Origin of the sequence: Domibacillus sp. PGB-M46 (assembly GCF_022668875.1) — a bacterium.
GTDB lineage: Bacteria > Bacillota > Bacilli > Bacillales > Domibacillaceae > Domibacillus.
Map to the genome: position 1 here is coordinate 23,074 of NZ_JAKGCR010000003.1, position 23,097 is coordinate 46,170.

Sequence of the window (23,097 nt, forward strand, 5' to 3'; positions counted from 1 at the left end):
GTGTCTCAGAAAAAACCGTTTCAGTTGTTTGATTTTTTTTATAAATACGGCACGATCTTAACTATAATTGTGTTAATTGCTGTTTTTACCGCCCTAAATCCTGCTTTTATAAGCAGTGACAATGTTTTGAACATTTTACGCTCGATTTCCATTGTCACGATTATTGCTGTAGGGGTTACAGTGTCACTTTCGATAAATGGATTTGATTTATCAGTCGGCTCATCCGCTTCTCTGGCAAGTGCTGTGGTGATCTCTATGTTTGTCTGGTTTTCACAGAGCTTTGTGGTGGCGCTTTTGGCAGCCCTTCTCGGTGCTGTGATTATCGGTATATTAAACTCCATTATGATCGTTAAACTGAAAATTCCAGATATGCTGGCTACATTGGCGATGATGTTTATCATTCAAGGCGTGGCTCTAACATATACAAAAGGAGCAACCATTTCTGAAAACATGGTTATGGCTGATGGATCTTATGCAGAAGGTGTGATCAGCCCTGTTTTTGCCAAGCTTGGACAGCTTCCCTGGATTATCGTCATCATGGTGGTAGTCGTTTTAGCCGTTCAAGGATTTCTTTCACTGACAAAGCACGGCCGGTTTATGTATATGATCGGCGGCAATGAAGAAGCTGCCCGCTTGTCAGGCATTCCGGTGAACAAATACAAAGTAGCCGCTTATATTTTGTCAGCACTTTTAGCCGCGCTTGGCGGTATTGTATTAGCTTCCCGCGTGATGACGGCTGAAATTAACGCAGGCGGCCCTTACTTAATGGACGCGGTAGCCGCTGCGTTTATTGGATTATCCGTTCTCGGTGCCGGCAAACCGAACGCGCTCGGCACCTTTGTTGGTGCGGTGTTAATCGGTATTTTGCAAAATGGGCTTGTGATGATGTCTGCCCCTTATTATGCGATGGATATTGTAAAAGGATCCGTTCTTGCTTTTGCCCTGGCGCTCACTTACTATAAGCGGACACACGCATAATTCAATTTTCTGTGAAAAAGTGTTTTCTCCTGTTAAAATGGAAACGACTTATGTAAACCAGCAGAAGGAGGGCTTTTTTTGGACGATCAATCATTATCAACCTATCAGCGCGCCCTCGAATCGTTGTGGAGAAAGTTTACCAATGAAGAAACGTGGCTTGCGTTCGGAGAAGGCGCTATTAAAATTACCCTGACGATTCTGGTGGCGTGGTTTATTGTAAAAGTTGGGAAAATCGCCATCCGCAATTTTTTTGCTCTTCGCTCAAAAGCACCATTGACGTTTTCTGAGCGGCGGGAAAACACATTGCTCAAATTGATTGAAAATGTGCTGGCGTATGTGGTGTACTTTATTGCGCTTGTGAATATACTCGGGGTTCTAACCTTTGATGTAAAAGGGCTCATCGCCGGAGCCGGGGTGCTCGGGCTTGCGATTGGTTTTGGCGCTCAAAGCTTGGTAAAAGACGTGATTACGGGCTTTTTTATCATTTTTGAAGATCAGTTTTCAGTGGGGGATTTTGTCCGGATCGGCCAGTTTGAAGGAACAGTCGAGGAAATTGGCCTGCGCACAACAAAGCTGAAGGTATGGACGGGTGAAATTCATATCTTGCCAAATGGCAGCATTATAGAAGTCACGAATTTCTCTCTTCATAACAGTGTGGCTGTCGTTGACATTAGTATTGCCTATGAGGAAAATGTGGAAAAAGCTGAGAAGGTGATTAACGAGCTTCTTGAGACATTAAAAGACAAGTACCCTGAAATTGTGGATACACCGAAGCTGCTCGGCATTCAAATGCTGGGACCGTCAGATGTGACTCTTCGGATTACAGCGGAAACAACGCCGATGAATCACTGGTATGTGGCTCGAATGATGCGCAAAGATATCAAGGAATGTCTGGATGCGAACGGAATTGAAATTCCATATCCGCGCATGGTGATGTACTCAAGAACGGAGCAGGAAGCACAAGCAGGCTCAAAACAGGCAAAAAGCGGGGGAACGGCATAAATGGAAGAGAAACAGTTTGCGTTGCACGATGTGGTAGAAATGAAAAAAGCCCATCCTTGCGGAACAAACCGCTGGAAAATCATTCGTCTTGGTATGGACATTCGAATCAAGTGTGAAGGATGCGGGCACAGTGTCATGCTGCCGCGGCGTGAATTTGCGAAAAAAATGAAAAAAGTAGTAACCGAGAGCGGCGAGTAAGCCGCTCTTTCTTTTGGAGCAAAAAGACGTTTTAGAATAGAAGCTGTTTCCCCTGGTATTTCGTCCTGACCTTGGGCTTGCGCTTTTCTTACGTTGCCTTTTTCCGCCTTAGTCCATATAATGGGGAAAGGTTTAGAATACTATGTACGTGTTTACAGAAAACAAGGAGTGAACCAATTATATGGCATTAACAGCAGGAATCGTCGGTCTTCCAAACGTGGGAAAATCGACTTTGTTTAACGCAATTACAAAAGCAGGTGCCGAATCAGCCAATTATCCATTCTGTACAATTGATCCGAATGTCGGCATCGTGGAAGTACCGGATGAGCGTCTGGCGAAACTAACGGAAATGGTAACACCGAAAAAAACCATTCCAACGGCGTTTGAATTTACGGATATCGCCGGGATCGTAAAAGGTGCCAGCAAAGGTGAAGGTTTAGGAAACAAGTTTTTATCCCACATCCGTGAAGTAGATGCGATCTGTCAGGTCGTACGCTGCTTTGATGATGAAAACATCACGCACGTATCTGGAAAAGTAGACCCGATTGATGATATTGAGGTTATTAACCTTGAGCTTATTTTGGCAGATCTTGAATCGGTGGACAAACGTCTTACGCGCGTGGCAAAGCTTGCTAAGCAAAAAGATAAAGACGCTGTTGCCGAGCATGACGTGCTTGTCTTGGTGAAAGAAGCGCTTGAGTCTGACAAGCCTGCCCGTTCCGTGGAATTCACTGAAGAGCAGCAAAAAATCGTCAAGCAGCTTCACTTGTTAACAGCTAAACCAATGTTGTATGTGGCCAATGTGAGCGAGGAAGAAATCGCGGACCCATCAGGCAATGAGCATGTGCAAAAAGTGCGTGAATATGCGGCTGGTGAAGGCTCGGAAGTCATTGTAATCAGCGCGAAAGTAGAAGAAGAAATCGCCGAGCTTGATGATGATGAAAAAGCTATGTTCCTTGAAGAGCTTGGCATTGAACAATCCGGCCTGGACCAATTGATCACAGCTGCGTACTCGCTTTTAGGGCTTGCAACGTACTTTACAGCGGGCGTACAGGAAGTACGTGCCTGGACGTTCCGTAAAGGTATGAAGGCACCACAGTGTGCCGGCATTATCCATTCAGATTTTGAGCGGGGCTTTATCCGTGCCGAGACGGTTTCGTACGATGACCTTGTTGAGAACGGCTCGATGACCGCGGCGAAAGAAGCCGGCAAAGTCCGTCTTGAAGGAAAAGAATACGTCATGAAAGACGGAGATGTTGTTCACTTCCGTTTTAACGTTTAAGCGAAACGCAAAAAGCCTTTGGCCGGAGCGGCATGGAAAAGCCAGCCAGGCTTATCATCCCGCGGGCCTAAAACATCTGCAGCTAGACAAGTACAATGACTCCACCAGATAACCGGTGGAGTTTTTTTTGTAGGAGGTGTTTGGATTGAAAGATATCAGTTATGCAGCCCTGCTGGCCGCTTTTTTATTTATGCTTATTCCGTTTTGGCTTTCGTACAAGCAAAAACTTGGTATTTCAAAAGAAATGATGATGGCCTCGGTTCGGGCTTTTGTTCAGCTGACGGTGATCGGATATATCATTACATTTGTTTTCTCTATTGAAAACCCGGTTTTGTTTTCATTTATTATTTTTATTATGATTATCATTGCTTCCCGGACATCCGCCAGGCGGGGGGATGCCTTTGAACGCTCCCTCTGGATCGCCTTCGCTGCGTTAGTATCAGCGGAAGCGGCTTCTGTTGTAATCTGGGTAACATTTGATATTGTAGATTTTGAAGCCCAGTACATTCTGCCGATGAGCGGCATGATTATCGGCAGTTCTATGGTGGCTGTCAGTCTCGTGTTTGACAGGCTGAAGCGGGAATTTGATTCGACGAAAGAATTGATTATGGGAAAGCTGGCGCTGGGTGCTACGCGCCGCCAGGCATCACAGGAATTGATTGAGGCAACGGTCAAAGCCGCTTTGATTCCGAGCATGGAAGGAATGAAAACCATCGGCCTTGTGCAGCTTCCAGGCATGATGACAGGAGCCATTATCGCCGGTGCTTCACCCGTTGTCGCTGTAAAATACCAGCTTGTCATTGCCTTAACCACATTTGGCAACACGGCGATTACGGCTATGATTGTTTCTTTTCTTGCATACCCTGCTTTTTTCAAGCAAAGAATGTTTTAAACTTGCATGTTTCAAACATACGTTCTATAATAAGAGAGTATCACCTGAATCGCCATAAGTCCCCTTTTGTTTTATTGTATTGCGAAAAATATTGCGCTGTTGAGAGATTCATGTTATAATTTCAACTTGTGAGTAATGAAAATTTGCTCCTTGCTGTCGAGCCCGGAAAGGGAAGGCGACAGCCGCATAGTCCACGAGGAGGTGAACGAAGATGAGAAAGTACGAATTCATGTACATTATCCGCCCGAACATTGAAGATGAGGCGAAAAAAGCGCTAGTTGAGCGTTTTGACAACATCCTTACTTCAAACGGTGCTGAAATCATCGATTCAAAAGAATGGGGTAAACGCCGTTTAGCGTACGAAATCAACGATTTCCGCGAAGGTTTCTACCAACTTATTCATGCTAACGCTGAAGATGCAGCTGCAGTAAATGAATTTGACCGTCTTGCGAAAATCAGCGATGACATTATCCGTCATATCATTGTTAAAGAAGAAGCAAAGTAATCGAAACGCACTAAATATACATCTTTTTCATCATGTTTCAAGCTGAAACATTTTAAAAGAAAAGGAGTTGATTCTGATGATAAACCGAGTGGTTTTAGTGGGCCGTTTAACGAAAGATCCTGAACTTCGCTATACGCCAGCTGGTGCAGCTGTTGCAACGTTTACGCTCGCGGTGAACCGCGCGTACACAAATCAGCAAGGCGACCGGGAAGCGGATTTTATTAATTGCGTCATTTGGCGTCGTCCGGCTGAAAACGTGGCAAATTTCCTCAAAAAAGGAAGCCTTGCAGGCGTAGAAGGGCGCATTCAAACACGCAGTTATGAAGGCCAGGATGGAAAGCGTGTATACGTGACAGAAGTCCAGGCAGACAGTGTCCAATTTCTTGAACCAAAATCCGGAGGTGGTGGAGGCGGCCAGCAGTATGGCAATGCTCCCCAGCAGCAAGGTGGCGGTTATGGCGGCGGCCAGCAAAGCAATCAGGACTTTCCATTTGGTCAGCCACAGCAGAATCAACAGCGCGGCAATAACAATGCCGGTTATTCTAAAATGAATGAAGATCCGTTTGCAGATAACGGACAGCCGATCGATATTTCAGACGACGATCTTCCATTCTAATTCAAGCAAGGAGGGGAAACTCATGGCAGGACGCAGAGGTGGACGTAAGCGTAAAAAGGTTTGCTATTTCACATCTAACGGTATTACACATATCGACTATAAAGATGTTGATTTGCTTAAAAAGTTCGTATCTGAACGTGGAAAAATTCTTCCACGCCGTGTAACAGGTACAAGTGCTAAATACCAACGCCGTTTGACAATTGCAATCAAACGTGCGCGTCAGGTAGCACTTCTTCCATTCGTTGGAGAGGAAAGATAAGATCTTTCATATAAGAAAAAGCACAGTTCTGATCATTCAGGACTGTGCTTTTTTTTGTGTGAATATATGGATTAAATAGGAAGAAAATATTAATTTTTTAACGAAATAAAAGAAAAGTCTAGATATTTGTTCATTAATAGGTAAAATAAGCATAGGGTATTTTTACTACAAAAGGAGGTACACAGTTGAAAGGTATTCGATCTATTCGCACGAAACTGCTCATTCCTATTATTGCAGCGCTTGTTTTGGCGTTTGCTTTTATTATTATATTTATCAGCTGGCAAACAGAAAACAGTGTGGAAAAAAGCGTGATCGATCAAAGCGAAGGCACAGTAGAAAGTTTGTCGGGGACGGTAAAGTCATTTTTGGACCAACATGAGAAAAGTATTGATCTGCTTGTTTTCGACAATACAATTCAATCTTACGCAAAAAATGAATTAGCCCAAGACCATGCAAACCGCCAGTCAATAGAAACTCTTTTTACCAACTACCTGGATACGTATCAGGATGTGTCGAGTATTTATTTTGGTTCAGCAGATGGAACGACCATTATTTCCCCGGTAATTGAGCTTCCTGCAGATTTTGATCCCCGGGAAAGAGAATGGTATACACAAGCTGAAAATAAAAAAGCGGCGGTTTGGAGCGAGCCGTATGAAGACCAGGCCACCGGTTCTTCTGTTGTAACGGTGTCGAGAGCCCTTTATGATAATAATGACCGGTTCCTTGGCGTTATAGGTGCTGATATTGATTTAACCGTGTTAACAGAACGGGTCAAACAAACAGATCTTGGCTACCGAGGCTACCCTATTATATTTTCAACAGCAGGCGTGGGCATTGTCCATCCGGATAGGCAGGGAGAAGATTTAACAAACATTCCGGTTATTAAAAGCATTATTGATGGTTCCTCTCCATCCGGCAGAAAGTACTATCAGCTGGACGGGGAAAACCGTATTATCGTGTTTAACAATGTGCCCGGTGTGAATTGGACGACAGCAGCCGCTTATAACCAGGCCGACTTACTCGGTTTGTCTCAATCCATTGGTAAGTCCCTGCTTTGGACCGGCGTTGCGCTGCTTTTGTTGATCAGTGCCGTAATGCTGTTTGTGATCTCAAAAATTGTGAACCCGCTCCGCTATTTGGAACGATCTGCTTCTCAAATCGCTGAAGGTGACTTGACGGTGCAGGTGCCGGTCACAACGAGGGATGAAGTGGGACAGCTGTCCGAAGCGTTTAATAAAATGACCGCCAACATGCGAAACATTTTGCAAAAAGTGAATGAATCGGTACAGGATGTCAAAGTATCTGCTGAGAGCTTAAGTGCCGTATCGGAAGAAACAAGTGCATCCAGCGAACAAATGACCCATGCGATCAATGAAATTACCTTGGGGGTTTCCCGTTCGGCAGAAGATTCTGCTGAGGCGACTGAGCGCTCAAACAGCTTAGGCAGCCAAATCGATGTGATTACCGGCCAGGCAGGAGACATGGCGCACGCCGCTTCCCAAGCTGAGCAGGCAAACCAAAAAGGAGCCGGGCAAATTGAACAGCTTCGCGCTTCAAATAATGAAACGAAAACATACATTTCCGGTATGCAAATGGTAATTGAAGAGCTGGAATCGAAAATGAACTCGATCGAGGCTGTGATTGGAGCCATTACCGACATCTCTGCCCAGACGAATCTGCTGGCGCTCAATGCATCGATTGAAGCGGCAAGAGCTGGCGAGCACGGCAAAGGATTTGCTGTGGTGGCAGAAGAAGTCCGCAAGCTGGCAGAGCAGTCCAGTGAAGCAGCAGATGAAGTAAGACGAACGATTCTCGACATTCAATCCGGCTCTCGTACAGCCGTTGAGCAAATGAAAAAAACACGCAGCAATTTCGATGAGCAAACGGAAGCGGTAGAAGAAACAAGCAAGGTTTTCCACCAGCTTTCGTCTCTTGTCAGTACGATTGATTCGTCTATTGCCACAATCAATGAGGAAATCAAAGAAGTAGGAGTCACAAAGGATGAAGTGATCCATACGATGACCGGCATTGCCGCGGCCAGCCAGCAGTCTGCCGCTGCAAGTGAGGAAGTCAGCGCTTCGGCCGAAGAGCAATTAAGGGCGGTTCGGACCGTGACCGATTCCTCTGAGCAGCTGATGGAGTTAAGTGCGGAATTAAAAGGAATTGTAGATCAATTTAAACTGTAAAAGGGATGCCGGCTAGTACCGGCGTCCTTTTTTTAATAATTTTTTTACATTACCTTAATACTGTGTTAGGACTATGAAACTATAATAGGGGTCGTACATAGGGAGAAAGGTGTAGTGAAATGAAATCGATTCGAATGAAATTTATGCTTCCCATTGCGATTATTTTGATCAGTGCCTTTACTTTTGTTATTTTTTTTACTGGATTAAAAACAGAACAGCGGATTGAAAGAAATGCAGCCGCCCAAACGAAAGAGTTTGTAAAAGAATTAAACAATTCTGCGGATGCCTTTTTGCAAAAGTACGAAGAAAGTATTCTGCTTTTATCTGAAAGCGCACAAGTACTCGAATATGCCCAGCTGGCGCAGTCGGATAAACAGCTGGACGTTGAAGCAGACAGGGAGCTGCAGGCTGTGTTTAACCGGTACACCGATATTTATAAAGAAACACTAAGCGTTTACTATACATCAGCAGCCGGCACCTTTAAAATGGCACCAGCCGCATCGCTTCCAAAAGATTTTAACCCGTTAGAAGAGCTCTCCTATAAGCAGGCAGCCGAAAGCGGCCAGCCGGTGTGGAGTGAACCGTATCAAAGCGAAACAGGGGACGATATTATTACAGTTTCCAAAGCTATTATGAACGGCTCAGAAGTGCTCGGCGTCATTGGGGTTGATATTGACTTAACGAGTATGACCAATCGAATGAACAAGCTGAACGTCGGCTACGAAGGGTACCCGGTTGTCCTATCCGAGCAAGGAAGGGCACTCGTTCACCCATCTCAAAAAGGCGAAGATGTATCAAAAGATGCGCTGATGGGAGCGATGTTAGCTGGTGAAAAAAGCGGCGTTTTAGAAAAAGAAAACCAGCTGGTTGTTTACGATACAGCTGCACAGACCGGCTGGAAAATCGGAGCGGTCTACGAAAAGAGCCATTTGTTCAGCGTTTCAGACGAAATGAAAAAAATTCTGGCCCTTACAGCGCTGCCGGCACTTGCGATTGTGATGCTTGTTGTGTTTTGGCTGACATCAACCATTACAAAGCCGATTCAAACATTGAAAGCCTCTGTGAAACAAGTGGCAGAAGGCAACTTGCAAACACACGTTTATGTTTCCGGGAGGGACGAAACAGCAGAACTAAGCCGCAATTTTAATGAAATGGTCGTGAAAATGCGCAGCATTGTCGGAGTTACAGAAGATGCAGCGAAAAATGTAAGGGAATCCATTGGGAATTTAAATATTGCCGTACAGGAAATCAATGAATCCGGAACAGCGGCAGCGTCTGCACTGGATGAATTAACTCATGGAACGGAAAGATCCGCAAACGGCTCGCAAAAAGCGGCGGATCGTTCACGGGAGCTGGGCACGTTAATCAGCTCTATATCAGGTGAAGCAGATGCCATGACCCAGCTTGCTGGCACGGCAGCCCAGGCAGCTGAAACAGGAGCAAGGCATGTGTCGGTGATGGCAGAATCTATGAGTGCTTCTGCTGAAAGAATGGACGCAGCGCTGAAGTCTATTAGCACACTGGCAGAGGACATTAAACGCATTGAAGATATTGTGCATGTGATTGAAGGGATATCCGCCCAGACAAACCTGCTGGCGCTCAATGCATCGATTGAAGCAGCGCGGGCAGGCAGCCACGGCAAAGGCTTCGCAGTGGTTGCCCAGGAAGTGAGAAAGCTTGCTGAGCAGTCGGGCAAGGCGGCCGGTGAGATACATAAAAAAATTGCGGCGGTGCAGGAAGGGTCCGTTCAGGCGATCCAGACGGTAACGGAAGTAGGCGGATACATTACTGCGCAAACAGGAGCGGTACAGGAAACCGAGGGAGTATTTGTTCATCAGGAAGAAGTTGTGCAGAAAATGAAGGCAGCGATTGCCGAAATGGTCAAAGGGATTCATACAGCCGATCAGGAAAAAGATACAGTTGTGTACACGGCCGGCCAGCTGGCGGAGGAAGCCAAAGTTTCAGCTTTTTCCTGTGAAGAAGCCCAGGAAAGAACGCGGACGCAGCTGTTGGCCATTGAAGGCGTAGCGGCGGCTTCTGAACAGCTGTCTTTACTTAATGAAGAATTGATTCAAGCGATACGCCAATTTCAAATATGAAAAATAAGTGAAAAAGTCCGATCTTTTGTTCGGACTTTTTTGTTTTAAAGTTGAATGGGGGACTAAAGGAATGTAGAATAAGGAAGGAGAATGCCGAAATGCTTGGTAAATGAACGGAGTGTTAAAGTGGAAAAAACAAAAGTCATAACAGAAGGAGCAATGATGCTCGCCATCTTTGCAATTCTACTGGCGGTCTCCGTCTACGTACCGATTATCTCTATTGTCGGCGCGCTTTTTTTACTGCTTCCTTTTTTGATATACAGCGCTAAACATCCGGCCGGGCCGGCTTTTGGGCTGCTTGCTTGTGCAGTAGCGCTGTCCTTTATAATAGGAGGCGTAATCTCTGTGCCTCTGGCGATTATGTACGGAACAACCGGCTTGATCATGGGGGCACTCATCCGCAGGCAGTCAGATGGCTGGATTGTTTATATGGGCGGAAGTCTCGTATTTTTATTAAATTTGATTGTGCAGTATGCGGCAGCCATGTGGCTTTTTGATATTTCGTTTGCAGACGAATTCAGTAAAGCCTTTAAGGAGTCAGCAGCCGAAACAAGCCGCGTGCTCGGACAGGAAGTGCCTTACACAGACGAGGAAATCAATACGCTGATTGACTATATGAACGCTATTTTACCGGCGATTCTCACAGCGCTGGCTTTTCTTACGGTGCTGCTTTTAAGAACGGTGAATTACCCGATTGCCAAACGGCTCGGCGTCAAAATAAAACCGCTTCAGCCATTCCGGACAGTACGTCTGCCCCGGACAATCCTTTGGTATTATCTCCTTTTAATGGCAGGAGCTATTTTTGTTCAGCCGGAGCCCGGTACAAGCTGGTATGATATTTATGTGAACGTGCTGTTTATTTTGCAGGCATGCTTGTATATACAAGGTTTGTCTTTTGTTTTTTTCTTTGCCCACAGCAAAAAATGGCCAAAAGCCATCCCGGTTTTAGCGGCCCTTTTATCAATTCCTCTAATTCCGCTTCTTTATCTTATCCGATTATTAGGTATAATTGATTTAGGGTTCGACTTAAGACAACGGATGCAAAAAAAGCGGTAAGATGCTTTTTAAAATTGGCTCCATCAGGCACAAAAGATGGAGCTTTAGAACGAGGAGCTGAAGCGAATGCTTTCGTATTATAACAGGCGGATGATTCAAGTACCGATCATTGTCATTACGCTTGTGCTTGTGGCCGCGTCGGCCTGGCTGTTTTCCTACAATTGGGCTGCTGGCGCCGGCCTGCTTACATTGACGATTTTTCTGCTCCTCTTTTTATATTTGGCAGAAAGAAAAATGCATGAAGATGTACAGAAGTATGTGGCCACTTTATCGTACCGCCTTCAAAAAGTCGGTGAAGAAACGCTTCAGGAGCTGCCGATTGGCATTCTGCTTTATAATAAGGAGTATACAGTCGAATGGGCGAACGCTTTTTTAACCTCTTACTTTCAAGAGGAGAACCTTGTTGGCGAATCGCTTTATGAAATAGCGGAACCTTTGCTTTCGGCTATTAAAAGCGGCAAAGAAGCCATGCTTAATTTAAACGACAAAACCTTTCGTGTGGTGTCAAAACCAGATGAACGGCTTCTTTACTTTTTTGATGTGACCGAGGAAGAACGGATCGCACGCCAGTTTAGGGAAGAAAAAACCACCCTCAGCATCATCTTTCTCGATAACTATGATGATTTAACACAGGGGATGGATGATCAAACAAAAAGCAGCTTAAACAGCCTGGTTACCTCTATGCTCAATGGCTGGGCGAAAAAACATGGCATGTTTTTAAAACGTGTGTCGTCCGAGCGCTTTTTTACTGTGATGAACGAGCGCATTTTAGCCAAGCTTGAAGAAGATAAGTTTTCCATTTTGGACGAAGTGCGTGAAGAGACGGCTAAGCATTATGCCCCGCTGACATTGAGCATTGGGATTGGACAGGGAGTTGTTCCGCTGCCGGAATGGGGCGATCTCGCTCAATCAAGTTTGGATCTGGCTCTTGGACGCGGCGGTGACCAGGCTGCCATCAAGCAGGGAGACGGGAAAGTAAAGTTTTACGGCGGGAAAACAAATCCAACCGAGAAACGGACACGGGTGCGTGCCCGCGTGATTTCACACGCCCTTCGTGACATCGTAACTGAGAGTGACAAAGTGATCGTGATGGGCCACAAGTATCCGGATATGGATGCAGTCGGTGCTTCAATGGGTATTCGCCATGTTGCAGAATTAAATGGGCGGGAAGGTTATATTGTCGTTGATCCGGCACAAATCGATACGGCAGTGAAACGACTGCTTAACGAGCTGAAAGAACAGAATCCTGAACTTCATTCAAGAATTATTACACCAGAAGAAGCGCTTGAAATTGCAACGAATCGAACCTTGCTTGTTGTGGTGGATACCCATAAGCCGTCGCTTGTCATTGAAGGAAGACTGCTTTCCAGGGCGGAACGAGTGGTCGTGATCGATCACCATCGGCGCGGAGAAGAATTTATTAAAAACCCGCTTCTCGTTTATATGGAGCCCTATGCTTCTTCTACGGCAGAGCTTGTCACAGAGCTGTTGGAATATCAGCCGAAAACAAAAAAAATATCGATGCTTGAGTCAACGGCCTTGCTTGCTGGTATAATTGTCGATACAAAAAGTTTTTCACTGCGGACTGGAGCCCGTACGTTTGACGCAGCGGCTTATTTACGTACGAACGGTGCGGATACGATTTTAGTTCAAAAATTTTTAAAAGAAGATATTGGCACCTACATTCAGCGCAGCCAGCTGATTGAAACGGTTTATTTTTATAAAGACGGCCTGGCGATTGCCAAAGGCAGTGATGATTATGTATATGATTCCGTCTTGATTGCTCAGGCAGCGGATACGATTTTGACCATGAACGGAGTCCAGGCATCGTTTGTGATTGCCCGCCGGTCCGAAGAAACGGTCGGGATCAGTGCCCGCTCACTTGGCGAAGTCAATGTACAGATCATTATGGAGCAGTTGAACGGAGGCGGCCATTTAACAAATGCTGCAACGCAAATTCGGGACGCTTCTGTAGAAGACGCTGAAATGGAGCTGTGCCGCGTTATTGATGAAGTCACTGAAGGAGGAAATGAAGAATGAAGGTAATCTTTTTAAAGGATGTAAAAGGCAAAGGCAAAAAAGGCGATATTAAAAATGTAGCCGACGGCTATGCACATAACTTCTTAATTAAAAACGGTTATGCAGTTGAAGCAACATCGGGCAACCAAAACGCGCTTGATGCTCAAAAGAAAAAACAGGCAGCTCTTGCAGCAGAAGAGCTGGAGGAAGCAAAGCGCCTGAAAGAAACGATTGAAGCACTGACTGTTGAATTGCACGCTAAAACAGGTGCAGGCGGCCGGCTTTTCGGTTCTGTAACAGCTAAACAAGTCGCAGACCAATTAAACAAAACACATAAAATTAAGATTGATAAACGGAAGATCGATCTTCCGGACGGCATCCGCGGTCTCGGCTACACAAATGTGCCGGTTAAATTGCATAATGAAGTCACAGCTACACTTAAGGTACATGTAACAGAAGAAAAATAATAGAAAAACATGTGGTCGGAGTTCTCTGATCACATGTTTTTTTCGCGAGGAGGGTAACAATGAGCGATGTATTAACGGACCGTGTACCGCCGCAAAATATTGAAGCAGAACAGGCTGTGCTGGGGGCGATCTTTTTGGAGCCGTCCGCGTTAACAGTCGCTTCGGAAATATTAATTCCGGAAGACTTTTACCGGAATGCCCACCAGCAGATTTATTTAACGATGCTGAAGCTCAGCGACCACGGAAAAGCAGTGGACGTGGTGACGGTCACCGAAGACCTGGCCGCTCATAAATTGATTGAAGATGTCGGCGGTATTTCGTATTTGAGTGAATTGGCGGCAGCCGTCCCAACAGCGGCTAATATTGAATATTATGCCCGCATCGTAGAAGAAAAATCGCTTCTGCGCCGATTGATCCGCACGGCGACTACCATCGCCACGGACGGGTATGAGCGTGAGAATGAAGTGGAAGGCTTGCTGAGCGAAGCGGAAAAAAGCATTATGGAAGTGGCCCAGCGGAAAAATGCGGGTGCCTTTCACAATATTAAAGACGTGCTTGTGCGCACGTATGATAATATTGAGCTTCTTCACAACAGAAAAGGCGATGTAACCGGCATTCCAACCGGATTTGCCGAGCTGGACCGGATGACCGCAGGATTCCAGCGAAATGATTTAATTATTGTTGCCGCACGTCCTTCTGTCGGGAAAACGGCATTTGCTCTTAATATTGCACAGAACGTCGCAACGAATACGGACGAAACGGTTGCGATCTTTAGTCTTGAGATGGGCGCAGAGCAGCTGGTTATGCGGATGCTCTGCGCAGAAGGAAATATTAATGCGCAAAGCTTGCGGACAGGTGCCCTGACAGATGAAGACTGGCGCAAGCTGACAATGGCAATGGGCAGCTTGTCTAATTCAGGTATCTATATTGATGATACGCCGGGTGTACGTATTGGAGAAATCCGCTCCAAATGTCGTCGGCTGAAGCAGGAGCAGGGACTGGGCATGATTTTGATCGATTACCTGCAGCTTATTCAAGGGAATGGGCGCTCCGGCGAAAACCGTCAGCAGGAAGTATCGGAAATTTCCCGTTCCTTAAAAGCGCTCGCCCGTGAGCTGGAAGTGCCGGTTATTGCGCTCTCTCAGCTTTCCCGTGGAGTGGAGCAGCGGCAGGACAAGCGTCCAATGATGTCCGATATCCGGGAATCTGGATCGATTGAGCAGGATGCCGATATTGTAGCGTTCTTGTACCGGGATGATTATTACGATAAAGAAACCGAAAACAAAAATATGATCGAGATCATTATTGCCAAGCAGCGGAACGGCCCGACTGGAACAGTCGAGCTCGCTTTCGTGAAGGAATACAATAAATTCGTAAATGTGGAACGGCGCATGGATGAAATGGGAGCGCCGCCCGGAGCATAAAAAAGCCAGCAATTGCTGGCTTTTTTTGTTTTTATGCGTTTTCAAGCACTCTCTCACTTGAAGCAACCGGTACTTTTGGAATAAAAACGAATAAAAAAATCTGATTAAGTTTAAAATGTTCGTCTTTTAGTTTGACGGCTCCGTTTTCTGCTGGTAAAATAAACGTGTTTGATAAAACGTTTTTCATGAACCTTCGGAGGTGCAAAAAATGTCATCAGTAGTTGTAGTAGGAACGCAATGGGGCGATGAAGGAAAAGGGAAAGTAACCGATTTTCTTTCTGAAAACGCAGAAGTCGTAGCCCGTTACCAAGGCGGTAACAACGCAGGTCATACAATTAAATTTAACGGTGTTACATACAAACTTCATTTGATTCCATCTGGTATTTTTTATTCGGATAAAATTTGTGTAATCGGCAACGGTATGGTTGTAGATCCAAAAGCGCTTGTACAGGAGCTGGAATATCTGCATGGACATGGCGTGTCAACAGATAACCTGCGCATTTCAAACCGTGCGCACGTGATTTTGCCATACCACTTGAAAATTGATGAAGTGGAAGAAGAGCGCAAAGGCGCCAATAAAATCGGTACAACAAAAAAAGGCATCGGCCCTGCTTACATGGATAAAGCTGCACGGATGGGAATCCGCATGGCTGACCTTTTGGATCGCGAAACATTTGAAGAAAAGCTGACGCATAACATTGCAGAAAAAAACCGACTGCTTGAGCGCTTCTACGAAACAGAAGGCTTTAAAGTGGAAGACATTCTGGACGAATATTATGAGTACGGACAGCAAATCAAAGACCTTGTCTGTGATACATCAGTTGTACTGAACGATGCACTTGATGAAGGCCGCCGCGTTCTGTTTGAAGGCGCCCAGGGCGTTATGCTTGATATCGACCAGGGAACATACCCGTTTGTTACTTCTTCGAATCCAGTTGCCGGCGGTGTAACAATTGGTTCGGGTGTCGGCCCATCCAAAATTACACACGTTGTTGGCGTATCCAAAGCTTATACAACCCGTGTCGGCGATGGTCCGTTCCCAACGGAGCTGAACAACGAAATCGGAGATCAAATCCGTGAAGTGGGCCGTGAGTATGGTACAACAACAGGCCGTCCGCGCCGTGTTGGCTGGTTTGACAGTGTTGTTGTACGCCATGCGCGCCGTGTGAGCGGAATCACAGATCTTTCATTGAACTCAATCGACGTACTAACAGGAATTGAAACGTTGAAAATTTGTACTGCATACCGTTACAAAGACGAACTGATTACAGAATACCCAGCGAACCTACGCGTACTTGCAGAGTGTGAGCCGGTATATGAAGAGCTTCCAGGCTGGACAGAAGATATTACAGGTGTGAAAGATTTAAGTGAGCTTCCGGCAAATGCACGTCATTACATCGAGCGTGTGTCGCAGCTGACTGGTATCCCATTGTCTGTTTTCTCAGTAGGCCCAGACCGCAACCAGACAAATATAGTCCGCAGTGTGTGGAGTTAAATCATAAAAAAAGACTGACGACTTTGTCGTCAGTCTTTTTTTATGAACGTTTTCGCCGCTGAAAACGGGCAGGACACTATCATTTCTAAAAAAGAGCCGATAGGGAAGCTGCAAAGTGCACTTTTACCGCTCTGGTGATAGGGCATGTTTTCTATTAACCCGTGCCGCCTTACCGGCTCTCATCTGAACTGCCGCACTTCTCGGGAAAAAGAAACAAAGAGATACTTTGCCAAAAGATTTTATTTTTCTAAGTCTTGTCCTGTTTTTTCTATCTATCTATGTCAATGGTCCTCCCGCAAATCCTCCCTATATAAGATAAAAATGTATGATTTTGTATTCATTTCCTTAGAATGTTTGGGAAAAGGCATGAAATTGTCGAAATTTCACTATTTTGTTCGTTTTTTTCGACAAATATGGTGAAAATGTATTGTCACCCTTCCCCCCATATGATACTATTAACAACGTTGCTGGGAAACAGCACTAAAAGTGGTCCGGTAGTTCAGCTGGTTAGAATGCCTGCCTGTCACGCAGGAGGTCGCGGGTTCGAGTCCCGTCCGGACCGCCATTTTTACTTTACTTTAACCTATCTATCGTTATGTTCTTGATGGCGGCCGTCCGCATCTTTGAATTGTCCTTCACGAAAAAACGGCCGCTGTGTTTTTTGAAAATTTAGTCTTCATGCACTTCTGGCAGTAAAAATGTAATAACCTATGTATAAATATGTTGTTTAACTCCGGCTCAGTAGCTCAGTTGGTAGAGCAAAGGACTGAAAATCCTTGTGTCGGCGGTTCGATTCCGTCCTGAGCCATAGAAAAAGCATCGCGGTGATTTCGCTCCCGTGGTGCTTTTTGTTATTTTTAACGCCTATTGCCGGATGCCGCAGTCTTCCTGCCATGGTAAAGTAAAGAAAAGCGTAAAGGGCGAAAATGTGATAAAATATAGTATTTGAAGCCATCTTTTATTCTGTGAAACTAAAAGTGAGGGACATACATGATGCAAAAGAAAATATTGGTTGTCGATGATGAAAGACCCATTGCAGATATTTTGCAGTTTAATTTAAAAAAAGAAGGATATGACGTGCAATGCGCATACGATGGCGACCAGGCAGTTGAAATGGTGGAGAACATGCAGCCGGATTTGGTGCTGCTTGACATCATGCTTCCGGGCCGTGATGGGATGGAAGTATGCCGGGAAGTGCGCAAAAAATACGAAATGCCGATTATCATGCTGACAGCGAAGGATTCCGAGATTGATAAAGTGCTTGGACTGGAACTTGGAGCGGATGATTATGTGACAAAGCCGTTTTCTACACGTGAACTGATTGCAAGGGTAAAAGCAAATCTTCGCCGCCATCAAGCAGCACCGGCGCCGGAAGAAGAAGAAGTTGATACAAACGAGATTGCGGTAGGGGCTTTAACGATTCACCCGGATGCCTACATCGTTTCAAAGCGCGGGGAAACAATTGAGTTAACCCACCGTGAATTTGAACTTCTTCATTACTTGGCCAAGCATATTGGACAGGTAATGACACGCGAGCACCTCCTGCAGACGGTTTGGGGGTATGATTACTACGGAGATGTTAGGACAGTAGATGTAACAGTCAGACGCCTTCGTGAGAAGATTGAAGACAATCCGAGCCATCCATCCTGGATTGTAACACGAAGAGGCGTTGGCTACTATTTGCGCAACCCTGAACAGGAGTAACGTAAATGAAACGGGTAGGTTTTTTTCGTTCGATACAAATGAAATTCGTGCTGATTTACGTGCTGCTTATTTTATTCGCAATGCAGATTATCAGCGTTTATTTTGTTAATTCTCTTGAAGAAAAATTCACGAACAACTTTAAAGAGTCTTTGGCGCAGCGGGTTGAATTGCTGGAATATAACGTGCGTGAAGAAATATTAAAAGAGCGGGACGAAGAGTCGAAGACGCTCGAGCAGGATGTACGTCGTATTTTAGAGGATTTTTCAGCGGGTGACGTTATTGAAGTGCGGGTGATCGATGTGAACAGCCGCATTATCGGTACATCTGATACGAATAAACGCGACCTCGTCGGCCAGCGTATGCCGGCGGATATTTCCGTGAAACGGGCACTGTCAGCAGGAGCCACAGAAGATAAAATGTATGTGGATGAAAACAACGGCAAGCGTGTCTGGGTACGGACTTCACCGATTTTGTCCAACAGCGAAGTGAAAGGTGCCATTTATCTCGTTGCAGATATTGAAACGGTGTACGGCCAGCTCGATGACATTAATGAAATTTTGTTTTCAGCTGCCATTTTGGCACTGGCGATTACCGCTGTTTTAGGGATCACACTGGCACGGACCATTACTCGGCCGATCACCGATATGAGAAGGCAGGCAGTAGCGCTTGGGAAAGGGAACTTCTCCCGTAAAGTAAAAGTGTATGGCCAGGACGAAATTGGTGAACTTGCGGTTACCTTTAATAATTTAACGAAACGGCTTCAGGAAGCTCAGGCTACAACAGAAGGAGAACGCCGCAAGCTGTCATCGGTTCTTTCTTACATGACGGATGGCGTAATCGCGACCGACCGGCGAGGCCGGGTGATTTTAATTAATGAGCCGGCATCCAAAATGCTGAATGTTTCACGTGAAACAGTTATTTCACAGCCGATTGTTTCATTGCTCAATCTGGAAGAGGACTATTCCTTTGATGATTTACTGAATGAGCAGGATTCCGTAATTTTGGATTACAGTACGCACGACCGGCCTTATGTACTGCGCGCGAACTTTTCGGTCATTCAAAAAGAAACAGGCTTCGTGAACGGGCTTATTACCGTTTTGCATGATATTACCGAGCAGGAAAAAATTGAAATGGAGCGCCGCGAGTTTGTAACGAACGTTTCACATGAATTGCGGACACCGCTGACAACGATGCGAAGCTATCTCGAAGCACTCGCGGAAGGTGCCTGGCAGGACCCGGACATCGCACCGAATTTCCTTGAGGTCACCCAGACGGAGACGGAGCGGATGATTCGGCTTGTGAACGATTTGCTGCAGCTTTCAAAGTTTGACAGCCAGGAATACAACTTAATGAAAAAAGACACTGATTTCATTGAGTTTTTCAATAAAATTATTGACCGCTTTGAGATGACAAAGTCTCAGGAAGTAACGTTCCGGCGCAAGCTGCCGCGCTATCCAATTTATGTAACGATCGATCAGGACAAGCTTACCCAGGTGATTGATAATATTATTTCTAACGCGCTGAAATATTCACCGGAAGGCGGCCTTGTTTCTTTTAAAGTAGAAGAACATGGAGATACCATTCAAGTCAGCATCAGTGACCAGGGGATGGGGATTCCGAAAAAAAGTTTGGAGCGTATTTTCGAGCGCTTTTACCGGGTAGACCGGGCTCGTTCAAGAAAAATGGGCGGCACCGGCCTGGGGCTCGCCATTGCGAAAGAACTCATTACCGCGCACGGCGGCCACATTTGGGCTACAAGTGTGGAAGGGAAAGGGACGACGATTTTCTTTACACTGCCGGCGGATCTTTCCGAAGAGGATGATTGGGAATGAACTATGAAAAAATCAAATCCGCAGCGCTCGCGCTGCTGGTCTTGATCAGTCTGGCGTTTACATGGGGCATTTGGAACTACCAGCCTTCCTATCAAACTATTACAGATAGTGCGGATAAAAATATCGTAACAGAAGTGAAAATAGGCGAGGAACGCAAACTTTCCGATTTATTAAAGCCTTCCCGGCTGATCTCCCACCAGGAGGAAAGCCACTATGGAACCATCGCCAAGCAGGATTTGGACTGGGTGATGAAGGAAATGAGGGAATGGACGTTTATGGAGCCCGAAAACATATCCAACTCCTTAAATGAAGCGGAATTTTCGAAGCTCCTGTCGAGTAATTCACATGTGGAACTGTTTTTTTCTTCGTCTATCCCATTTAATACATTTAAAACGATGGTTTCATTTAACGATAAAACCGTTCCGAATGCGGTATTTAACCGAATGGTTATTACGGAAGCAGAGCAAAAAAACAAAGCGTTTGTTTATTTTGTTTCGGTTAAAGAAAGACTTGTGTTCAAAAGCGAGGTTCAAACCGGTTCTTTGCGCGAATTCAAGCAGCGCTACGTAGAGAACCATGATCGTCTGGAGCCATATATCTCTTATCAAGTTCCCGATGGGGCTCGTTTATACGTGCGCAAAGAGCCGCCTGTTTTAACCGTTCAAAGTTATTTGCCAGAGCAGATTGACGCAGGTACGTTTAAACGGGCGCTTTTTAATGATCCAAGCTACGTACAGCGGAGTTCAAGCGGCGAAGGAGAAGGATATACAACAGACGGAACGAGTTTTATGCGAATCAACAGCAGTACGGGCACAGTCCGATATGTAAATCCGTCTGTTGTACCTGAACCAATGCCGCTGGACCAGCTCATTGAAAAAAGCATTGATTTTGTGAATGAGCACCATGGCTGGGTAGACAGCTACCGCCTGTTTCAAACAAAACCAGGGTCAACAGAAATCAGCTATCGTTTATTTTTGGGAGACTTCCCCGTGTTTAGTCCACAGGAAATGGCCAGCATGACGGAGCTTTCACAAATTTGGAGCCGGGAACGTATTTATCAATACGACCGTTCCTCCTTTATTGTGGAGCTGGACAAACCGTTTCCTTCAGAAACAGGAACTGTAGAACTAAAAGGCGGCCAGGAAGCACTCAATGAAGTATTGAACCTGGAAACAGTAAACCCGAAGCTGTTGACAGATATGCGGATTGGATATGAAATGACTGTAAAACAGGAATCACCAAAAGTAGTGGTGGCATTCGAACCATTCTGGTACTACCAGTATGATGGTACTTGGCAAAAGCTTGTCACGGATGAAAGGGGACGAGTGAATGGATTGGAGTAAAACAAAAACCATTTTTATCGCCGTGTTTCTTGTCCTCGATATTTTTCTGGCCGTGATGTTTTTTAATAAGTACAGTACTTCCCGGTTTGAAGTGATCAAAAAAACATCCATTGAACAAAAGCTGCAAGAAGATGGGGTTAAACATGAAGAAATGCCTGATGACTCAGGTGAACGCTCCATGATCGTCGCGAAGCCAAAAACATTTACAGAGAAAGAGCTGTTTTTTTTAACGAAACAAAAATGGGCGATTGAAAAAAGTGGAACGGAAATTGTCAGCCTGCTCGAAGAACCATATAAAACCGATGGAGCAGCACGGAGCAAATTAAATGCCTTTGTGAAAAACAATGTGCTGCATGGCGGGGAATACGCTTATTGGAAACGAAATCAAGAAGCCAACACCGTTATCTACTATCAAAAGATTGCCGGGAAAAAACTGTTTGAAAATGCAGCCGGCATGCTGACTGTGCAGCTTAATAACGATAAAGATATTGTGAGTTATTCTCAAACGATGCTTTCAAGTGTCGATGAAAACCGGAATAAGGAAACGATTCTGCCTGCCCTGCAGGCCATTGATTCACTTTATAAAAATGGGCTTGTCCAGCTTGACAGTGAAATCAGCGACGCAGAGCTTGGATACTACACCGTTGTGCGAGTTGATGAGTCTCAGCAAATGCAGCTCGACGAATCGAAGGTACAGCAGGTACTGTCACCAACCTGGTATTTTCAGCTTAAAAAAGGTGATAAAATTGAAGAAGTATATGTAAATGCGTTTGACGGGTCGATTAATCCACAGCAAAAAGAATCGTAGCAATCTAACTGGAGTGAATAGCATGACAATGCAATTTAGTATACTGGCAAGCGGAAGCACCGGCAATGCGGTTTTCGTGGAATCAGACGGACATTCCTTTCTTGTGGATGCCGGCTTGTCCGGCAAAAAGATGGAAGAGCTTTTTTCATCGATTGGGCGAAAGATAGCCGATTTATCTGGTATCTTTATAACCCACGAACATAGCGACCACATTAAAGGACTTGGCGTACTGGCGAGAAAATACAAGCTGCCGGTTTACGCCAATCAAAAAACATGGCAGGCGATGGATCGGCTGACCGGTACAATTGATGACAGCCAGAAATTTGTCTTTGAAACGGAAACAGTAAAAACATTCGGCGCTGTGGATATTGAGTCTTTCGGTGTTTCACATGACGCGGCCGAGCCGATGTTTTATATTTTCCACAACAACGGCAAAAAGCTTGTTTTAATCACGGATACAGGGTACGTAAGTGATCGGATGAAAGGTCTGATTTCCAATGCCGATGCATACGTTTTTGAAAGCAATCATGATGTTGGAATGCTTCGGATGGGCCGCTATCCCTGGAGCGTTAAGCAGCGCATTTTAAGCGATGTAGGGCACGTATCAAACGAAGATGCGGCACTTGCGATGACAGATGTAATCGGCCCGCAGACAAAGCGTATTTATCTAGCACATTTAAGTGCAGATAATAATATGAAGGAACTTGCAAAAATGAGTGTCACGCAGACGCTTGAACAAAAAGACACAGGGGTCGGCCATCAGTTTCACCTGTATGACACGGACCCGAAAGTGCCAACACCGCTTGCGGTTATTTAATCCACACCCGTGGCAGACAGCTGCGGGCTTTTTTCTGCCGGCTTTTGATTTCTTTCAACCTTTTCTATTTGCCTGTCTTACGCAGCAGGCGGCATATGAGTTGCCCTTCTTTTTG

20 protein-coding genes and 2 tRNA genes are annotated in these 23,097 nt (G+C 45.4%); all 22 read left to right on the forward strand.

Annotation, left to right across the window (positions count from 1 at the left end):
- The 22 genes from L2D08_RS04225 to L2D08_RS04330 all read left to right on the forward strand — a co-directional run bounded on the left by L2D08_RS04225 (position 1) and on the right by L2D08_RS04330 (position 22,982).
- The gene (locus tag L2D08_RS04225) at positions 1-978 is read left to right on the forward strand and encodes an ABC transporter permease (RefSeq protein ID WP_242232486.1); all 978 of its coding nucleotides are present in this window, start codon (positions 1-3) and stop codon (positions 976-978) included.
- Between the two features lie 78 nt (positions 979-1,056).
- Positions 1,057-1,980: a mechanosensitive ion channel family protein gene (locus L2D08_RS04230; protein WP_242232487.1), complete on the forward strand. Its 924-nt coding sequence runs from the start codon at positions 1,057-1,059 to the stop codon at positions 1,978-1,980.
- Positions 1,981-2,178, forward strand: a complete 198-nt coding sequence (locus L2D08_RS04235; protein WP_242232488.1) for a DUF951 domain-containing protein — start codon at positions 1,981-1,983, stop codon at positions 2,176-2,178.
- Between the two features lie 181 nt (positions 2,179-2,359).
- Positions 2,360-3,460: a redox-regulated ATPase YchF gene (ychF, locus tag L2D08_RS04240; protein ID WP_242232489.1), complete on the forward strand. Its 1,101-nt coding sequence runs from the start codon at positions 2,360-2,362 to the stop codon at positions 3,458-3,460.
- A gap of 145 nt (positions 3,461-3,605) precedes the next feature.
- Entirely contained in the window at positions 3,606-4,352 is a 747-nt protein-coding gene (locus tag L2D08_RS04245; RefSeq protein WP_242232490.1) for an ABC transporter permease, read from the forward strand.
- Positions 4,353-4,563: 211 nt separating this feature from the next.
- The gene (gene rpsF, locus L2D08_RS04250; protein WP_242232491.1) at positions 4,564-4,857 is read left to right on the forward strand and encodes a 30S ribosomal protein S6; all 294 of its coding nucleotides are present in this window, start codon (positions 4,564-4,566) and stop codon (positions 4,855-4,857) included.
- Between the two features lie 76 nt (positions 4,858-4,933).
- Positions 4,934-5,473 carry a single-stranded DNA-binding protein gene (gene ssb / locus L2D08_RS04255; protein WP_242232492.1) on the forward strand — a complete coding sequence of 180 codons (540 nt, stop codon included), beginning with the start codon at positions 4,934-4,936 and terminating at the stop codon, positions 5,471-5,473.
- Between the two features lie 22 nt (positions 5,474-5,495).
- Positions 5,496-5,732: a 30S ribosomal protein S18 gene (rpsR, locus tag L2D08_RS04260; protein ID WP_046176393.1), complete on the forward strand. Its 237-nt coding sequence runs from the start codon at positions 5,496-5,498 to the stop codon at positions 5,730-5,732.
- Between the two features lie 185 nt (positions 5,733-5,917).
- The gene (locus L2D08_RS04265; RefSeq protein ID WP_242232493.1) at positions 5,918-7,918 is read left to right on the forward strand and encodes a methyl-accepting chemotaxis protein; all 2,001 of its coding nucleotides are present in this window, start codon (positions 5,918-5,920) and stop codon (positions 7,916-7,918) included.
- Positions 7,919-8,037: 119 nt separating this feature from the next.
- A complete protein-coding gene (locus L2D08_RS04270) occupies positions 8,038-10,017 on the forward strand; it encodes a methyl-accepting chemotaxis protein (RefSeq protein ID WP_242232494.1) in 1,980 nt (659 codons plus the stop codon).
- Between the two features lie 126 nt (positions 10,018-10,143).
- On the forward strand, positions 10,144-11,073 hold the full coding sequence (locus L2D08_RS04275) for a YybS family protein (protein ID WP_242232495.1): 930 nt from the start codon (positions 10,144-10,146) through the stop codon (positions 11,071-11,073).
- 66 nt (positions 11,074-11,139) lie between these two features.
- Positions 11,140-13,113: a DHH family phosphoesterase gene (locus tag L2D08_RS04280; RefSeq protein WP_242232496.1), complete on the forward strand. Its 1,974-nt coding sequence runs from the start codon at positions 11,140-11,142 to the stop codon at positions 13,111-13,113.
- On the forward strand, positions 13,110-13,559 hold the full coding sequence (gene rplI / locus L2D08_RS04285) for a 50S ribosomal protein L9 (RefSeq protein WP_242232497.1): 450 nt from the start codon (positions 13,110-13,112) through the stop codon (positions 13,557-13,559). The genes L2D08_RS04280 and rplI overlap by 4 nt, the downstream gene beginning before the upstream one ends.
- Before the next feature lie 59 nt (positions 13,560-13,618).
- Positions 13,619-14,983 carry a replicative DNA helicase gene (dnaB, locus tag L2D08_RS04290; RefSeq protein ID WP_242232498.1) on the forward strand — a complete coding sequence of 455 codons (1,365 nt, stop codon included), beginning with the start codon at positions 13,619-13,621 and terminating at the stop codon, positions 14,981-14,983.
- Positions 14,984-15,191: 208 nt separating this feature from the next.
- Positions 15,192-16,478, forward strand: coding sequence for an adenylosuccinate synthase (locus tag L2D08_RS04295; RefSeq protein WP_242232499.1), 1,287 nt, complete (start codon positions 15,192-15,194; stop codon positions 16,476-16,478).
- A 488-nt stretch (positions 16,479-16,966) separates the two neighbouring features.
- Positions 16,967-17,043: transfer RNA gene (locus L2D08_RS04300), tRNA-Asp, on the forward strand.
- A 170-nt stretch (positions 17,044-17,213) separates the two neighbouring features.
- Positions 17,214-17,286, forward strand: a tRNA-Phe gene (locus L2D08_RS04305).
- A 185-nt stretch (positions 17,287-17,471) separates the two neighbouring features.
- Positions 17,472-18,182 carry a response regulator YycF gene (gene yycF / locus L2D08_RS04310; protein WP_242232813.1) on the forward strand — a complete coding sequence of 237 codons (711 nt, stop codon included), beginning with the start codon at positions 17,472-17,474 and terminating at the stop codon, positions 18,180-18,182.
- Positions 18,183-18,187: 5 nt separating this feature from the next.
- The gene (gene walK / locus L2D08_RS04315) at positions 18,188-20,014 is read left to right on the forward strand and encodes a cell wall metabolism sensor histidine kinase WalK (RefSeq protein WP_242232500.1); all 1,827 of its coding nucleotides are present in this window, start codon (positions 18,188-18,190) and stop codon (positions 20,012-20,014) included.
- Entirely contained in the window at positions 20,011-21,357 is a 1,347-nt protein-coding gene (locus L2D08_RS04320; protein ID WP_242232501.1) for a YycH family regulatory protein, read from the forward strand. The genes walK and L2D08_RS04320 overlap by 4 nt, the downstream gene beginning before the upstream one ends.
- Entirely contained in the window at positions 21,344-22,165 is an 822-nt protein-coding gene (locus L2D08_RS04325) for a two-component system regulatory protein YycI (RefSeq protein WP_242232502.1), read from the forward strand. The genes L2D08_RS04320 and L2D08_RS04325 overlap by 14 nt, the downstream gene beginning before the upstream one ends.
- A 22-nt stretch (positions 22,166-22,187) precedes the next feature.
- Positions 22,188-22,982, forward strand: coding sequence for an MBL fold metallo-hydrolase (locus L2D08_RS04330; RefSeq protein WP_242232503.1), 795 nt, complete (start codon positions 22,188-22,190; stop codon positions 22,980-22,982).
- Positions 22,983-23,097 lie beyond the last annotated feature (115 nt).

Bases quoted from the DNA above. Each gene is read 5' to 3' on its own strand.
- L2D08_RS04295 (WP_242232499.1), top strand. From the start codon at position 15,192: ATGTCATCAGTAGTTGTAGTAGGAACGCAATGGGGCGATGAAGGAAAA.
- dnaB (WP_242232498.1), top strand. From the start codon at position 13,619: ATGAGCGATGTATTAACGGACCGTGTACCGCCGCAAAATATTGAAGCA.
- rplI (WP_242232497.1), top strand. From the start codon at position 13,110: ATGAAGGTAATCTTTTTAAAGGATGTAAAAGGCAAAGGCAAAAAAGGC.
- L2D08_RS04235 (WP_242232488.1), top strand. From the start codon at position 1,981: ATGGAAGAGAAACAGTTTGCGTTGCACGATGTGGTAGAAATGAAAAAA.
- L2D08_RS04325 (WP_242232502.1), top strand. From the start codon at position 21,344: ATGGATTGGAGTAAAACAAAAACCATTTTTATCGCCGTGTTTCTTGTC.
- L2D08_RS04270 (WP_242232494.1), top strand. From the start codon at position 8,038: ATGAAATCGATTCGAATGAAATTTATGCTTCCCATTGCGATTATTTTG.
- walK (WP_242232500.1), top strand. From the start codon at position 18,188: ATGAAACGGGTAGGTTTTTTTCGTTCGATACAAATGAAATTCGTGCTG.
- yycF (WP_242232813.1), top strand. From the start codon at position 17,472: ATGCAAAAGAAAATATTGGTTGTCGATGATGAAAGACCCATTGCAGAT.
- L2D08_RS04280 (WP_242232496.1), top strand. From the start codon at position 11,140: ATGCTTTCGTATTATAACAGGCGGATGATTCAAGTACCGATCATTGTC.
- ychF (WP_242232489.1), top strand. From the start codon at position 2,360: ATGGCATTAACAGCAGGAATCGTCGGTCTTCCAAACGTGGGAAAATCG.
- rpsF (WP_242232491.1), top strand. From the start codon at position 4,564: ATGAGAAAGTACGAATTCATGTACATTATCCGCCCGAACATTGAAGAT.
- ssb (WP_242232492.1), top strand. From the start codon at position 4,934: ATGATAAACCGAGTGGTTTTAGTGGGCCGTTTAACGAAAGATCCTGAA.
- rpsR (WP_046176393.1), top strand. From the start codon at position 5,496: ATGGCAGGACGCAGAGGTGGACGTAAGCGTAAAAAGGTTTGCTATTTC.
- L2D08_RS04320 (WP_242232501.1), top strand. From the start codon at position 20,011: ATGAACTATGAAAAAATCAAATCCGCAGCGCTCGCGCTGCTGGTCTTG.
- L2D08_RS04330 (WP_242232503.1), top strand. From the start codon at position 22,188: ATGACAATGCAATTTAGTATACTGGCAAGCGGAAGCACCGGCAATGCG.